At 66.5% G+C, this 15,817-nt stretch carries 13 protein-coding genes, 1 rRNA gene and 1 pseudogene; 1 reads left to right on the top strand and 14 read right to left on the bottom strand.

The window, feature by feature from the left end:
• Positions 1–128: 128 nt before the first annotated feature.
• The 7 genes from AB0L58_RS17315 to steA all read right to left on the bottom strand — a co-directional run bounded on the left by AB0L58_RS17315 (position 129) and on the right by steA (position 8,265).
• Positions 129–935, bottom strand: coding sequence for a segregation/condensation protein A (locus AB0L58_RS17315; protein ID WP_364388245.1), 807 nt, complete (start codon positions 933–935; stop codon positions 129–131).
• A 188-nt stretch (positions 936–1,123) separates the two neighbouring features.
• Positions 1,124–2,032, bottom strand: coding sequence for a ParA family protein (locus tag AB0L58_RS17310; RefSeq protein ID WP_364388243.1), 909 nt, complete (start codon positions 2,030–2,032; stop codon positions 1,124–1,126).
• Between the two features lie 604 nt (positions 2,033–2,636).
• On the bottom strand, positions 2,637–3,587 hold the full coding sequence (xerD, locus tag AB0L58_RS17305) for a site-specific tyrosine recombinase XerD (protein ID WP_364388241.1): 951 nt from the start codon (positions 3,585–3,587) through the stop codon (positions 2,637–2,639).
• 11 nt (positions 3,588–3,598) lie between these two features.
• Complete coding sequence (locus AB0L58_RS17300; RefSeq protein WP_364387639.1) at positions 3,599–4,258, bottom strand: NUDIX hydrolase; 660 nt, start codon at positions 4,256–4,258, stop codon at positions 3,599–3,601.
• Positions 4,259–5,980, bottom strand: coding sequence for a CTP synthase (locus AB0L58_RS17295; RefSeq protein ID WP_364387637.1), 1,722 nt, complete (start codon positions 5,978–5,980; stop codon positions 4,259–4,261).
• A 129-nt stretch (positions 5,981–6,109) separates the two neighbouring features.
• Positions 6,110–7,057, bottom strand: a complete 948-nt coding sequence (locus tag AB0L58_RS17290) for a copper transporter (RefSeq protein ID WP_364387635.1) — start codon at positions 7,055–7,057, stop codon at positions 6,110–6,112.
• A complete protein-coding gene (gene steA, locus AB0L58_RS17285) occupies positions 7,054–8,265 on the bottom strand; it encodes a putative cytokinetic ring protein SteA (RefSeq protein WP_364387633.1) in 1,212 nt (403 codons plus the stop codon). Before steA ends, AB0L58_RS17290 begins: the two co-directional genes overlap by 4 nt.
• Positions 8,266–8,424: 159 nt before the next feature.
• Between steA and AB0L58_RS17280 the strand changes: the two genes are divergently transcribed.
• The gene (locus AB0L58_RS17280; RefSeq protein ID WP_364387630.1) at positions 8,425–8,844 is read left to right on the top strand and encodes an SRPBCC family protein; all 420 of its coding nucleotides are present in this window, start codon (positions 8,425–8,427) and stop codon (positions 8,842–8,844) included.
• Positions 8,845–8,848: 4 nt separating this feature from the next.
• Here AB0L58_RS17280 and recN read toward each other — a convergent pair whose 3' ends face one another.
• The 7 genes and pseudogenes from recN to rrf all read right to left on the bottom strand — a co-directional run.
• Positions 8,849–10,618 carry a DNA repair protein RecN gene (gene recN / locus AB0L58_RS17275; protein WP_364387628.1) on the bottom strand — a complete coding sequence of 590 codons (1,770 nt, stop codon included), beginning with the start codon at positions 10,616–10,618 and terminating at the stop codon, positions 8,849–8,851.
• The gene (locus AB0L58_RS17270; RefSeq protein ID WP_364387626.1) at positions 10,596–11,588 is read right to left on the bottom strand and encodes an NAD kinase; all 993 of its coding nucleotides are present in this window, start codon (positions 11,586–11,588) and stop codon (positions 10,596–10,598) included. The genes recN and AB0L58_RS17270 overlap by 23 nt, the downstream gene beginning before the upstream one ends.
• On the bottom strand, positions 11,585–12,406 hold the full coding sequence (locus AB0L58_RS17265; RefSeq protein WP_364387624.1) for a TlyA family RNA methyltransferase: 822 nt from the start codon (positions 12,404–12,406) through the stop codon (positions 11,585–11,587). Before AB0L58_RS17265 ends, AB0L58_RS17270 begins: the two co-directional genes overlap by 4 nt.
• A 1-nt stretch (position 12,407) precedes the next feature.
• Positions 12,408–12,716 (bottom strand): hypothetical protein, encoded by a 309-nt coding sequence (locus AB0L58_RS17260; protein ID WP_364387621.1) that lies wholly within the window; start codon positions 12,714–12,716, stop codon positions 12,408–12,410.
• Positions 12,717–12,729: 13 nt separating this feature from the next.
• Positions 12,730–13,626 carry an HAD-IIA family hydrolase gene (locus tag AB0L58_RS17255; RefSeq protein WP_364387619.1) on the bottom strand — a complete coding sequence of 299 codons (897 nt, stop codon included), beginning with the start codon at positions 13,624–13,626 and terminating at the stop codon, positions 12,730–12,732.
• A 248-nt stretch (positions 13,627–13,874) separates the two neighbouring features.
• Positions 13,875–14,567: pseudogene (locus AB0L58_RS17250) on the bottom strand (hypothetical protein); the annotation flags it as partial.
• A gap of 1,162 nt (positions 14,568–15,729) precedes the next feature.
• A 5S ribosomal RNA gene (rrf, locus tag AB0L58_RS17245) occupies positions 15,730–15,817 on the bottom strand; the annotation flags it as partial.

Below are 15,817 nucleotides of genomic sequence, written 5' to 3'. Positions count from 1 at the left end.
GCCGCTCGGCGACGCCATCTTCATCGGCACGGCGTCGCCGGTTCCGCCCGCGCGGGTCGCATCAATCTGCTCGCTCATGACCGCGCTCGCGCGCTCCTCGACGGGTGTCGCATCGTCGGTGCGCTCACTCACCCGTAGTCCTCCTCGATGGTCACGATGTCGGCGGTCTGGTCCTTGGGGTCGCCGGTCCAACTGATGGAGAGCGGGCCGAGCGGGTCCGGCTGGTCGAACTCGATCGTCTTGCCCCGGTAGAGCTCGAGCAGTGCCAGGAAGCGGGCGACGATCTGGATCGGCACTTCGCAGTCGGCAACCAGTTCGCCGAAGGTCGTCCAGCCACCCGGTCCGCGTAGTTTGAGCTGTTCGAGCACGAGCGCGGCCTGTTCGGCGACCGAGAAGGCGTGCTGGTGCAGGTGGTCGAGTCCAACCCGCGGCGCCGGACGGGGCCGGAAGGCCGCTGCGGCGATCGCGGCGAACTCGTGTGCGTCAACTCCCAGCGTAACCTCGGGTAACAGGTCGGCGTAGCGCTCCTCCAGCCCGACCGCGCGGGGGTAGCGCCGCAACGCCACCGCCTCCAACTCCCCGAGCAGTTCGGCGACCTGTTTGAACGCGCGGTACTGCAGCAACCGGGCGAAGAGCAGATCGCGCGCCTCGAGCAGTTCGAGATCCTCGGCGTCGGTCACCTCACCGGACGGCAGCAGTCGCGCCGCCTTGAGATCGAGCAAGGTCGCCGCGACGACCAGGAATTCGGTGGTCTGATCCAGGATCTTGTCCGCGCGCAACGTACCCTGCTGCCCGATACTGGCGGTCAAAGCCTTTGTGTAGGCGATGAATTCGTCGGTCACCTGATGCAACGCGACCTCGGTCACATCGAGTTTGCGCGAGCTGATCAGATTCAACAGCAGATCGAACGGCCCCTGAAAGTTGCTCAGGCGCAGCTGGAACCCGGACGTCTGAGCGGTCGACTCGCCACTCGGTCTATTACCGGTGGGATCATCCTGCGCCGCGGCGGAGTCGTGCGCAGCCGACGCCGCACGCCCGGCGTCGGAGTCCCGATCGACGAACTCATCAGACCCCGAGCCGAGCGTATCCGTGTTTGTCGATGGCGCCGGTTCCGTACCGCCGATCACCGGCCGGACCGGTGGATGACTTCCCGCGCCATCGCCCGATATGCTTCGGCCCCACTGGATTTCGGCGCCCATGTGGTGATGGGTTCACCCGCGACACTGGCGTCGGGAAAACGCACGGTACGTGCGATCGCCGTGTCGTACACCAGGTCGCCGAATACCTCGACGACGCGCGCCATGACCTGACGCGAATGTAGTAGCCGCGCATCGAACATGGTGACCACGATGCCGTACAGGCTCAGGCGCTGGTTCAGCCGGTCCCGCACCTTCTCCACGGTGTCGTTGAGCAGCGCGAGTCCACGCAGCGAAAAGTACTCGCACTCCATCGGAATGATCACACCATCGGAACAGGCCAGTGCATTCACCGTGAGCAGGCCCAGCGACGGCTGGCAGTCGATGAGGATGTAGTCATAGCGATCGCGCACCGCTTCCAGCGCACGGCCCAGCGTCTGTTCCCGGCCGACCTCGTTGACCAACTGGATTTCCGCCGCCGACAGATCGATATTGCTCGGCAGCAGATCCAGATTCTCGACGCGGGTCTCCATCAGAACCTCGTCGATCGAGACCTTCGATCCGATGAGCAGGTTGTGCACGGTCAGATCGAGATCGTGGTGGGCCACACCCAATCCCGCCGACAGCGCTCCCTGTGGATCCAGGTCGACCAGCAGCACCCGCCGACCGTACTCCGCCAGGGCGGCGCCCAGGTTGATGGTCGAGGTGGTCTTGCCGACTCCACCCTTCTGATTACACATCGCGACGATCAGCGCATCACCGTGGTGCTCGACCGCGGGCGGGTCGGGCACGACACGCAGCGGGCGCCCGGTCGGGCCGAGCGACGCGTCCTCGGGGACGGGTTCGGCACCGTTGCCCCACAGCGTTTCCGCTGCGGCTTCCGAGTACGGACCCATCCGGGGACCCGTAAGCGGCTGCGCCCCAGCACTCATCGGCGGTTCTGCCGCACCGGCTGTCGTCACGATCCGCTGCTCCTTATACGTTCCTGCCCGTTGCCTTCGCCCGACTCCGGCTTCTCCTGCCCGAGCGTAGCGAGGCCGATCAGGCCCGACCTCACTTTCGTATGGTCCAGCTCTCGATAGACGCTACCGCTTGACACCGCAAGACCCACGCTCGGACACGCGACACCCGCGTTTACCTGCGCAGGCGTCCACGCCCCTAACGCCAATCCGGTCCGCCGTCGAAATAGACGTCGACCCGATCGTGGAGCTCATCCATGCTGTCCCAATCCGCCTCACCCCGAGCGATACCACCGAGCTGCCGGCAGTACTCGAATCGGACGATACCCGGAGTGAGTACCGCGAGAACTCGGCCGGACCGTCCGCGGACGCCCCGAAGGCGTGCACGGAACTCGGCGGAACCACCACCAGACCGCCCTCCCATCCTTTTCTTCCCCACCTCGTCTGTGCCGAATCCGCCGCGCGCCGATACCGCCCGACGCGCTTTCGGCACGCCACACACGAATTCATCGGGCACAGCGCGCGGCACACCACAGCGGAATCAGCGGGCGCGGGGGTGAGCGGTAGCCCAAACCTCGCGGAGGGTGTTCACCGTGACCAAGGTATAGATCTGGGTGGTCGTGACCGAGGCATGGCCCAGAAGTTCTTGGACGACACGCACATCCGCACCTCCGTCGAGCAAATGCGTTGCGAAGGAATGCCGCAGCGTATGCGGCGAAACCGTAGCCCCGATACCCGCCCGCTCGGCCGCGGTCTGCAAAACCAGCCAGGCACTCTGCCGTGACAACCGCCCACCGCGTGCATTCAGAAACAGTGCACCCGCGGCGCCTTTCCCGTTCGCGGCGAGCACCGGCCGACCCCGCACCAGATACGCGTCGACCGCCGCCAGAGCTGGCCTGCCGATCGGAACCATGCGCTGCTTGCCGCCCTTGCCGTGCAACACGACAGCCCGTTCCTCGGCATCGAGATCGTCCACATCGAGCCCGACCATCTCCGAAATCCGGGCCCCGGTCGAATACAGCAGCTCCAGCAGCGCCCGATCACGCAATCCGCGTGGCCCGCCATCGGACCCGGCCCCATTCGCATCGTCGAGCGGCGCACCGCCAGCCGCCTCGAGCAACCGCAGTACCTGGTCGTACGGCAGCGCTTTCGGCAACCGCCGCCCCGGCGTCGGCGGCTTCACCGCATGCGCGACATCGGTACTCGTCATACCCTCCGCCGCGGCGAAACGATGCAGCCCGCGCACCGCGATCAAGGCACGAGCGACCGAACTGGCGGCCAGGGGTGGGTGCACATCCCCGCCCACGCGCAGCACCATCGTGAACTCCGCGACATCGAATTCGCCGACCTGCTCGAGCGCCGCAATCCCGCGCCCGGTCAGGAAATCCCGATACCGGGCGAGATCGCGACGGTACGCGCCGAGGGTGTTGCGGGCGGCGCCGCGCTCGACCGCAAGATGATCGAGGTAGGCGTCCACCTCCCGTGCGAGCACCACCCGACCCGTCAGTCCTCGGACTGCCGCGACGCCTTGCGGCGCAGGAATGCGGTGGGCTGCCCCGGCCACGGCGCGTCGGCAGGCCGCAACTGTGCCCCGCCCGCCCTGGCGGCCGCGAGCGCGAGCACACCGGCGACGGCCGTGGCATTGACGATCTCACCGGCCAGTGCGGCCCGCACGGCCTCGTCCACCGGCATGCGGACCAATTCCAGGTCCGCCTCCTCCAATTCCGGCTCGGGCCGATCGGTTTCGTACAGACCTCGCGCGGCATATACCCGCAGCGCCTCATCGGTGAATCCGGGCGAGAGCGCGACATCCACCAGCACCGACCATTCCCTGGCGGCCAGTCCGGCCTCCTCGGCCAATTCGCGTTTGGCCGCTGCCAGCGGATCTTCGCCGGGCACATCGAGCAGTCCGGCGGGCAACTCCAGCAGCCGCCGCCCGATCGGATGCCGGTACTGCCTGATCAACACCACATTGTCGGCATCATCGATGGCCGCGACCGCAACCGCCGCATGATGTTCGATCACCTCGCGCTCGACGACGCGACCGCCCGGCATCGCCACCTGATCGAGCCGCAAGGCGAGGATGGCACCGCTGTACACGGTCTTGCTCGCCACTGTCTCGAAATCGTGGCTGCCCGGCCGGGCTCCCCCGTTCTCACTCATTTACGACGCCTGATCTGCGTTCGCGAACTCTTCATCCGGGATATCGACCGGAAGCCGCTCGGCCAGTTTATATTTCAGCGCCGCCGCGATGAGCGCCGCGAACAGCGGATGCGGCCGGGTCGGGCGACTCTTGAGTTCCGGATGCGCCTGGGTGGCCACGAAGAACGGGTGCTTATCCGCAGGCAACTCGACGAATTCGACCAGATGCCCGTCGGGCGAGGTACCGCTGAATTTCAAACCGCTGCTGGCGATCTTGTCGCGGTAGGCGTTGTTCACCTCGTAGCGATGCCGGTGCCGCTCGGAGACATGGTCGGTGCCGTAGGCCTGCGCGACCACGGACCCCTTCTGCAGCGTCGCCGGGTAGGCGCCCAGGCGCATGGTGCCACCGAGATCGGCCGCACCGGCCACGATCTCCTTCTGATCAGCCATGGTGGAGATCACCGGATGCGGTGTGTCCGGCTCGAATTCGGCCGAATTGGCCTCGGCCAGACCGACCGAACGCGCGGCCTCGATGACCACACACTGCAGACCCAGACACAAGCCGAGCAGCGGAAGCCCCCTGGTCCGCGCATATTTGATGGCACCGACCTTGCCCTCGATGCCACGGATACCGAACCCGCCCGGGATCAGGACCGCATCCACATCGCGCAGCGCGGCCTGCGCACCCGCCGGGGTCTCGCAATCATCGGACTGCACCCAGCGGATGTTCACCTTGGCCCGCGAGGCGAATCCGCCCGCACGCAACGCCTCGGTCACCGACAGATACGCATCGGGCAGATCGACGTACTTGCCGACCAGCGCGACCTCGACCGTCTCCCGCGGCTGGTGCACCCGATCCAGCAGATCGCCCCACACCGTCCAGTCCACATCCCGGAACGGCAGCCCGAGCCTGCGCACCACATAGGCGTCCAGGCCCTCACGATGCAGCACCTTGGGAATGTCGTAGATCGACGGCGCGTCCGGCGTGGAGATGCACGCATCCACATCGACGTCGCACATCAGCGCGATCTTGCTCTTGAGCGCCTGCGGGACTTCGCGATCGCAACGCAGGATCAGTGCGTCGGGCTGGATACCGATATTGCGCAGCGCGGCCACCGAATGCTGGGTCGGCTTGGTCTTGAGCTCACCCGATGGCGCGAGGTAGGGCACCAGCGATACGTGTAGGAAGAACACATTGTCCCGGCCCACATCATGGCGGATCTGGCGGGCGGCCTCGAGGAAAGGCTGCGATTCGATATCGCCGACGGTACCGCCGATTTCGGTGATCACCACATCGGGCACCTGCCCCTGCAGATCCGGATCCTGCATCGCCAGGATGCGGCTCTTGATCTCGTCGGTGATATGCGGGATGACCTGCACCGTGTCACCGAGGTATTCGCCGCGACGCTCCTTGGCGATCACCGACGAATAGATTTGCCCGGTAGTCACATTCGCATCCCGGGACAGGTCCCGATCGAGGAACCGCTCGTAGTGGCCGACATCGAGATCGGTTTCGGCGCCGTCCTCGGTGACGAACACTTCCCCGTGCTGGAACGGATTCATGGTGCCCGGATCGACGTTCAAGTACGGGTCGAGTTTCTGCATGGTCACCCGCAGACCGCGCGCGGTCAGCAGCTGACCGAGGCTGGAGGCGGTAAGACCCTTACCCAATGAGGAGGCGACACCACCGCTGACGAAGATGTGCTTCGTGGCCGTTCGCGCCTGATTCCGTGTATGACCCACGGGTCTTCACGGTAACACGAATTGCTGGTCTGATCACCCGCCACGCACGTTAGCCACCCAGTCGCTGCCATCGATCGGATCCGACCCTCGTGCCATGTGCGCAGCACGGGGCATCTCCGGTCGGGCGAATCAGCTTGCGGGCAGCGCGACGAGTGTGAGGGAGGTCGCCTTGCTGCCGGTTCCGTATCGGCCCGCACCGCCGTTGAGCTGCTCACTCAGGCCGAGCACAGTGGTGACGCGGCCGATATCGCGATCGAGATTGTCGACGGTGGTGACGGCCGTGGCCAGCGCGGCGTCGGAACGAATGATTGCGATCGGGCCCGGATTGTCGGCGGCGCCGGATCGGCCCGCGAGCACCGTACCCGCCCCGCGACCGCGCAGGGCTCCGGCGAATCGAGCGATATTGCTACCCTGGCTGTTCTCGTTGGACTTCGCGCCATCGCCGGTAACGACAACGGCGAGATTCGCGGCCTGCGCCGGGGTGTCGCCGTAGGCGAGGAAACCGCCGCCGCGCAACGTCTCCAGCACCAGGCTCAACTCCTGCGGGGTGCTGCGCGGTTGCGCGCTCGCCGGATCGAGCAGCAGCACCAGCCCCAGCAGATCGCCCGCCATACTGCCCTGATCCACCTGACCGGTGCGCAGCTGCGCGCCCGCGGGGATGACATTGGTGACCGCGGTGCGCATCCGATCGCCCTCGGCGGCGTCGAGGAAGGCGTCGGTGAGTGCGATCCGGCCGGTCACGATGGCGCCGGAGATCTCCAGATCCTTCGCGACGGCCTCGACATCGGCGGGTTCGGCGTCAGGGGTCGTGAAGACCACTACGCCGCGGTCGGTGAGTGTGCCGCCGAGGATCCGCCCCGCCGATCCGGCGATGAACCGGTCCGCGGCATTCATTTCGTCGCCGAACCGCCGGTTCTGATCGGTGGCCACATCGAGCTGTTTGCGCAGATCCGTTTTATCCGCGCGCAATCCGGTCAGCAGGTCCGCCGCCACGGTCTGGGACCCGAGCACCACGCCGAGGGCGAGGGCCAGGAAGATCGCGACGATCGAAACCGCGTGCTGCCGAATCGAAATCATCGGTTCCCTCCGGCAGCTAGGCCCTGGGCCCACAGCTCGAATCGGTGCCAGGTATCGCTGGCCCAATCCAGCGCCTCGGTCCCCATATTCGAGGCGAGCATGGCCACGATCACCGCGACGAGGGCGGCGAGCACGACCATCGCGATAGCGGTGCCGGACACCCGGTTTCGGTAGAGCGTGGCGACGGCCTTGGCATCCATGAGTTTGGTGCCGATTTTCAGTCGAGTGAGGAAGGTCGCCGGATTGCTCTCGCGGCGGCCACGGTCGAAGAAATCGTCCAGCGAGGCGGCGGCACCTGCGGTCACGATGAGCGCTGCGCCGTGGTGGTGGGCCAGCAACAGAGCCAGATCGGAAGGTGCGCCGGACGACGGAAAGGTCGTCGCGCCGATGCCGATATCCTGGATGCGCTCCAACCCCTTGGCATGGCCGTCGGTATCGGCGGGCAGGATCATCTCGGCGCCGGATTTCAAGGCGGCGGTGGTGATCTCATCCGGGTCGCCGACGATCAGATCGGGGCGGTAGCCCTGCTTCATCAAAGTATCCGCGCCACGGCCGACGCCGACCATGATCGGGGCGTACTCCTTGATGAACGGCTTCAGTCGCTTGAGATCGTCCGCATGGTCCGGGCCATCGGCGACCACGACCACATGCCGATTCTTCATGTCCAGGTCGAGGTCCGGCACCCCGATACCGTCGATGAGCAGCGCGCTCTCGGTGCGGATGAACTCGATCGTGTTGCCCGCGAAGGCCTCCAGATGATCGGCGAGGCCGTTGCGCGCCTCGATCATCCGCTCGGCGATATCGGATTCGGTCAACTCGATGCCCGTGACCAGGACCTCGGGCTCCTTCTTGACCAGCTTGTCGGCATAGACGACGCCCTCATCGATGCGGACCTTGGTGCCGTCCTTGATTCGGAAAGCATCCGAACTCACGGTGTCCAGCAGCAGAACTCCGTTGGCGACCAATACTTCCGGCCCCAGATTGGGGTAGCGGCCCGAAATCGATGGCGAGGTATTCACCACCGCGGCCACACCGGCCTCGACCAACCGATCGGCGGTGAGCCGATCCAGATCCATCTCATCGAGTATCACGACATCACCGGGCCCGACCCGCTTCAGCAGACGCCTGGTGTTGCGGTCGACCCGAGCTACCCCGGTCCGTCCAGGTCGCGCTTCGGTGTTCTTCGACAACAACGCCAACATCTTCATGGCCAGATACTGGCCGCTAACCCTCAACCATTGGTGGAGGCGCGCCGTATCACCAATCACATTCGTCACTGTGATACCACGAACACCACGTCGCGCTGAAAGCACGTCAACCAGTACCCGTATGCTGCGGGTCACAGATATCTCGAAAGAGGAGTCACCATGGTCAGCAGCACCGTCGACACCGTGATCGCGGCACCGCGCGATGTCGTCTATAAGTTCTTCACCGAGCGGGACGGCATCAACCCGTACATCCCGGTCGACTTCACCCTGAAGACCCCCGGCTCGCCCACCCCGAACGGCGTCGGTGCGCAGTATTTCATCGGCAAAGCCGGTGTCGGCATCGTCGAGGAGACCACCAAGCTGGTTCCCGGCGAGCTGATGGAATACAAGATCATCAAGGGTGCCCCGGTGAAGCGGCACGTCGGCACCATCACCTTCACCGACGCCGATAACGGCACCCGGGTCTCCTACACGATGGAATCCGAGCCCAGCCTTCCCGTCCCGGCCAAGGTCGTGGAACTCGGCCTCAAGAACCTCATCAACCAGTTCCTCAAGGGCGCCCAAAAAGCCCTGCGCTGAACCGTCAGGCGAGAGTGCGTTCGGCGCGGGCGGTTTCGAGAAGTTCCTCGGCGTGAGCTCGGCCGGTTTCGGTGTCATCGAGACCGGCCAGCATGCGAGCCAATTCGATGACGCGCTCGTCCTTGGTCAATGCCCGAACGCCGCTGTTGACCTTGCCCTTGCCGTCATCGGACTTGTCCACCACCAGATGGGTGTCGGCGAAGGCCGCGACCTGCGGCAGGTGGGTCACCACGATCACCTGATGGGTGCGAGCGAGCCGGGCGAGCCGACGGCCGATCTCGACCGCGGCCCGGCCACCGACACCGGCATCGACTTCGTCGAACACCATGGTCGCACCGTGATCCGAACTGGCGAGCACCACTTCCAGGGCCAGCATTACCCGCGACAGCTCACCACCGGAAGCGCTCTTGCTCAACGGCAACGACTGCGCGCCGGAATGCGCGGACAGCCGGAATTCCACCTCGTCGACGCCGGTCGAACCCGCATGCAATTCCTGCCCGTCCACGGTCAGCGGCGCGGCATCCTGCGGGCTCGCGGGCATCGGCCGCACCACGACCTCGAGCTTCGCCTTACCCATCGCGAGCCCACCGAGTTCGACGCTCACCGCCGAGGCCAGCTTGCCCGCCGACTTCGTGCGCGCCGCAGTCAATTTGCGTGCCGCCTCACGAACGCGTTCCGCGGCGATATCCACCTCCGCCGCCAGCGCGGCCAACGCCTCTTCGGAAACATCGAGCGAGCCGAGACGCGTGCGCGCCTCATCGGCCCACGCGATCACCCCATCGATATCCGGTGCGTATTTACGGGTCAGCGATTTCAATTCGGCCTGCCGGTTGAGCAGCGAATCCAAAGCACCTGGATCCGAAGGCAAATCCGAGAGATAGCCGCTGAGTTCGGTGGTGAGATCGACGACCACCGCGATGGCCTCACCGAGCCGAGGCCCGAGCGCGGTCAGTGCCGGATCGTGGGCCGATTCGACGCGAGCCCGCGCAGCGCCGAGCAATTCCAGTGCACCCGAACCGTCTTCGGGCGAATCGGCGGGACCGGCCAGGGCATCGTGCGCGATCGCCGCAGCCTCGCGCAGCGAATCCAGATCGCTGAGCCTGCGCACCTCGTCGACGATGCGCAGATCCTCGCCGGGTTCCGGTGCGATGGCAACGATTTCGGACAGCGAATGCTTCAGCCGGTCGGCCTCGAGCGCGAGTTCCCTACTGTGTGCGGTACGTTCTAGCAGCTCAGTGCGGGCATCGAGCCAGGATCGCCGCTGCGCCTGGTACTTGCGCAACAGCGGCCCGACCGCATCGGCGGCGAACTGATCGAGCGCGGACAACTGCTGCTCCGGACGCTGCAGCCGCAACTGGTCGTTCTGACCGTGCACAGTCAGCAATGGCGCGGTGAAATCGGCGAGGACAGAGGCCGGTACGCCGCGCCCACCGAGGTGCGCGCGCGAGCGTCCGTCACTGCCGACGGTACGGATCGCGATGATGCTGCCGTCGTCATCGCGTTCGGCCGCAGCCGATTCCAGGACTTCCTGCACCTGCTTCTGCGCGGTCGTATTCACCTCATCGACAGTGAACCGGCCCTCGACCACGGCACGTGCCGCACCCAACCGGACGCGGCCCGCATCGGCGCGCGCCCCGCTGAGCAGGTGCAAGCTGGTCACCACCATGGTCTTACCGGCGCCGGTCTCACCGGTCAGAACCGTCAGACCCTCGTGGAACTGCGCAGTGGCGGTAGATATGACGCCAAGTCCGTCAATCCTGATCTCTGTCAGCACGTGTGCTCTCCGTTCGCCGTCGGCCACGCCAGCCTGTCACGGGCAATTGGAATTTGCGCACCATCCGGTCGGCGAACGGTGCGGAATCCAACCGCACCCACCGCACCGGCTCGGCGCCGCGAACCGCCTCGAGCCGACCGCCCTTCGGCAACGCCAGGGTGCGCCTGCCATCCAGGAAAACTATCGCATCGTGACCCGCCGCAACGGATTCGACCGCGATCCTGGACTCCGGACTGGTCACCAGCGGCCGCGCGAACAGGGCGTGCGCATTGCTCGGAATCACCAGCAGCGCTTCGAGTTCCGGCCATACCACCGGTCCGCCCGCGGAGAAAGCGTAGGCGGTCGATCCGGTCGGGGTGGAGATAAGGATGCCGTCACAGCCGAATTGCGAAACCGGACGCCCGTCGACCTCCAGGACCACCTCAAGCACACCCATGCGCGAGGCGTTCTCGATGCTGGCTTCATTGAGCGCCCAACCGGTTTCGACGATCTCGTCGTCCACCCGGACGGTCACATCGATGGTCATCCGATGCTCGAGGCGGTAGTCGCCGCGGACCACGCTGGCCAATGCCTCATCGAGATGTTCGGCCTCGGCCTCGGTGAGAAATCCGATCCGGCCCAGGTTGATTCCGAGCACCGGCACACCCGCGGGCCTGGCCAATTCGGCCGCGCGCAGGAAGGTGCCGTCACCGCCGAGCGAGAGCACCATCTCGCAGCCGACCGCGGCGTCCGGGCAATGCTCGACCACACGCGCCGGATATCCGCCCGGTTCCGCGACGGCCGTCCCGCCCCGGGTATCCGGCTCACAATCGAATCGGGTGCTGTCCGCCTCATCCGCGAGCACGCGCAGCCCGATGCCCGCGTCCGCGAAAATCTTCGCGACACGATGGGCGGTTTCGATGATCTCCGCCCGGCCCGGATGCGAAACCAACAGAATCTCTCTGGATTCGGCCGGCGTCAGCGCGTTCACTGTGGACCCTCCTCAACCGCACGTTCGACGAGCGCCGCGACCTGCTCGCCGTCGTACTCGAACTGCCCGTCCTTACGCAGCCACACAAAGTATTCGACATTGCCCGACGGGCCGGGTAGCGGGCTGGCCACCACCCCGATGGTGCGCAAGCCCAATTCGGCGGCGGCCGCCGCGACATCGCGCACTACTTCCGCGCGCAATACGGGATCCCGCACCACACCGCCGGAGCCTACCCGCTCCTTGCCCACCTCGAACTGGGGCTTGACCATAGGCAACAGGTCGGCGCCCGGTGCGGCACACGCCACGAGTGCCGGCAGCACCAGATGCAGCGAAATGAACGACAGGTCACCGACGACGAGTTCGACGGTGCCGCCGATGGATTCCGGGGTGATCGCACGGACATTGGTGCGATCCAGAACCCGCACCCTGTCGTCGTTCTGCAGCCGCCAGATCAGCTGGCCGTAGCCGACATCGACGGCGACGACCTCACGCGCCTGCTTTGCGAGCAGCACATCGGTGAAGCCGCCGGTCGACGCACCGGCATCCAGGCACCGCTTCCCCGCGACCGTCAAGCCCTGGGGTTCGAATGCCTCGAGCGCGCCGAGCAGCTTGTGCGCGCCGCGCGAGGCCCACGACACCTCGTCGGGCTCCTCGCGCACGACCAGCGGCGTGCCCGCCTCGACGGCCGTCGCCGGCTTCACGGCGACCGTTCCAGCAATCAGGACGCGGCCCGCGCCGATCAGCTCGACCGCGTGTTCACGCGATCGCGCCAATCCGCGGCGAACCAGTTCGGCGTCCACCCGCGCGCGCCTGGCCACCTCAGATCTTGTCCACCGTGGCCAGTGCCTGCACGAGCACCTCATGTGCCTGCTCCAGGATGCGGGCGCGCCGGGTGATATCGGTGCCGGAATCGGAGTCCGTCGGCGGGGGCGCCGCCAGGCCGGTCCAGGCGGGACGCGCGTCGAGTTCGGCGAGCAGGCCGTCGATCTCGGCGCGGATCCGTGCGGGATCGGCAGGCTCCGGGCGTCCCTGTGCGCCCGGCAGATGCTGTCCGGGCAGCGGTGGCGCAGGGCGCGGTCCGTTCGAGCCGGGGCCGGGTCCGTTCGGGCGTGACATCGGAGTAGTCATCGTGGGGTCAACGCTATCGGATTTCCGAACCGGACGCCCGCACCCTTATGGCTCGCCCTGGGCTACGCCGTAAGCGTTCCGCCAAGTCGTCAGCGAGGTCGGTTGCCTCGTCCTCGACCGGCGGATGATTCAGTGCGCCCAATGACTCCGACAGATAGGTCGGGATCAGCTCCGCCGGGGCGCCGCATAGTTCGTCGAGCGTGCTGACGCCGGTCAGCACCAGCAGCGATTCGAGACCGACGCGGTTGGCGCCCTCGATATCGGTGTCCAGCCGATCGCCGACCACCAGCGCACTGCGCGTTCCGGCGCGCACCAAGGCATCCTCCAATAGCGGCGCATAGGGTTTGCCCGCCACTAGCGGCTCTCGGCCGGAGGCGGCGCGCAGTGCGGCGACCATGGCGCCGTTGCCGGGCGCGAGGCCGCGTTCGTTCGGCAGCGTCTTATCGGTATTGGCGGCCACCCACAGCGCGTCGGCGCTCAGTGCGTAGGCCGCCTCGGCCAGATCCGGCCAGGCGGTTTCGGGTGAATGTCCTTGTACGACGGCATCGGGCGCGGCGCCGTTGAAACGCCGGATCGCACGCAACCCAACCGCTTCGACCTCTTTGGCCAGGTCATCGGTGCCGACGATCAACACTGTCGCCCCGGAATCCAGCCGCTCCGCCAGCAAACGTGCCGCCGCCTGTGCACTGGTCACGACATCGTCGGTTTCCGCCGCGAAGCCGAGCTCGGCCAAATGCCGCGCAACCACATCCGGACCACGACTCGCATTGTTCGTGACATACACAAGCCGCTGCGCCACAACGGAATCCGCCAACGCATCCGGCGCGCCCTCGATCACCTCAGGCCCGCGATACAGCGTGCCGTCCAGATCAAGCAGCAGGGCTTCATACCGCTCTCGTAGCCGCTTCACACCACTCACTCCATGTCACCGACCGACACCTTGCCGTTCCCGAACCCTACGCCAGCCCGCCGACAGGAGAATGACGGCGTCGACCGACCGTATGCCGCCAGTCCACTCCGAATACGTGGCCCGCAAAACCTCCTCGTGCACCGGCAGCGGTGACAGCCCATCGTGTCGGCCGACACGCTAACCGTCATCGTGGCCGCACAGTTCCGTCGACGAACTCGTCGTCGAGGATCCCCGGCAGCGACTCTGCCCTACAGGTCGGTGTCGCCGGTGAGTTCTTCGGCGCGTTCCTCGGCGTCGGTTTCACCATCCAAGTCGGCGGAGGCGGCGTTGAGGAACCAGGTGAGGCCCTCGGCGGTGCGTCCCGCGGCGACCAGGGCGTCGGCGTATGCGTAGAAGAGGCGGGCGGCGGCGGAGCCGGTCCGGGAGGGGTCGAGTTCCGAGGTTTGCAGGGTGACTACGGCCTGGTCGTATTGGCCGAGGTCCATGCGGGCGCCGGCGACCACGATGCGGAGTTCGGTCGCCTCGTCACCGCGCAGGGCACGGGCCTCGTCGCTACGGCCCAGTTCGATGGCGCGTTCGGGTCGGCCGAGGCCGCGTTCGCAGTCGGCCATGACGGCGAGCAAGCCGGATCCGCCGGACATCCGGCGGGCCGTGCGCAATTCGGAAAGCGCTTCGGCCCATTCGCCCGCGTGATAGGCGGTGACGCCAGCGGTTTCGCGGACAACGGCGATGCGGCCGGCGCGTTGGCGGGCCGCCCGAGCATGGGCCAGGGCGAGACGCGGATCATCGTCGATGAGTCGAGCCGCCATCACAAGATGCCGGGCTACGGTTTCGGCATTGCCCTTGTCCAGACTCAGCAGATCACGGCGCACTTCGGTTTCGAGATCGGCGGCCTGGACGTCATCGGGCAGATCTGGTTCTTCCGGACGCGGTGCACGTCTATCAGCCGAGCCGCCCCCGGCCCGTGCGCCTTCGCCACCACGACGACGATCCTGCGCGTCATCGCGGCTCCAGCCGCCGCGCTGACCCGAATCCCCACGACCACCGGAGTCACCACCACGGCTGAAACCGCCGCGCTGTCCGGCATCTTCGCGTCGCTTGAACCCGCTGGCTTCGTTCGCGTCGCCCCGAGGACTCGAGTCACCACCGCGCTTGAAACCACCGCGCTCACCGCTGCCACCACGACTGAACCCACCGCGCTCACCCGAATCACCACGGTTGAAACCGCCACGCTCACCCGAACCGCCGCGGCTGTAACCGCGGTCGCCGGAACCACGACCGGAACCGCCACGATCCCCGGAACCGCCGCGGCCGAAGCCACTTCGATCGCCGGAATCACCGCGCTGTCCGGAATCGCCACCGCGTTTGAAGCCGCGGCGTTCAGGCGAATCAGCGGCGCGGTTGAAGCCGCTACGCTCACCGGAATCGCCTCGATCGAAGCGGCCCCGCTCGCCGGAGCCAGCTCGGCTGAAACCGCCCCGCTCGCCCGAATCACCGCGTCGGCCCGAATCGCCACTGCGGCTGAAACCGCGGCGTTCGCCGGCGCCGCCGCGGTCGGAACCACCTCGGTCGGCCGAATCATCCGAGCGCTTGAAACCACCGCGATCGCCCGAGCGCCTGAAGCCGCCACGATCACCGGAATCACCGCGCTGATCAGAGTCGCCGCGCTCGGAACCGCCACGTCCACCGCCGCGGTTGAAGCCACCGCGATCGTCGGCACCGCGACTGTAGCTGCCGCGATTTCCGGAGTCACGGTCGCCCGACCCGGTGCGCTTGAAACCACCGCGGTCGCCGGAGCTGCGATCGTTCGAACCACTCCGCGGCGAGTCGCCGCTGCGTTTGAAACCGCGCCGTTCGCCGGAATCACCTCGGTCGGAGAAGCCACGGGAAGCACTGTCCCGATCGCGGTCGGGACCGCCCTGCCGGAAGGACTTCCGGCCGTCGTTCTGTTCCGACACGGTGGCCCCTTTCTAGGTTCCGCCAGAGGTTGTCGAACCTCTGAATTCAATCACGTGTCGGTGGTCGAGCCCGAACACGGCATAGATATAGGTGCAAAAACGACGATAGGGGACCCAAACTTTGGGTCCCCTATCGTGAAGGATGTTCCGGCGGTGTCCTACTCTCCCACACCCTGTCGAGTGCAGTACCATCGGCGCTGGTGGCCTTAGCTTCCGGGTTCGGAATGGGACCG

This window comes from Nocardia sp. NPDC052112 (assembly GCF_040680135.1).
Classification (GTDB): Bacteria; Actinomycetota; Actinomycetes; order Mycobacteriales; family Mycobacteriaceae; genus Nocardia.
This window is presented reverse-complemented; position numbering and strand designations above follow the sequence as displayed.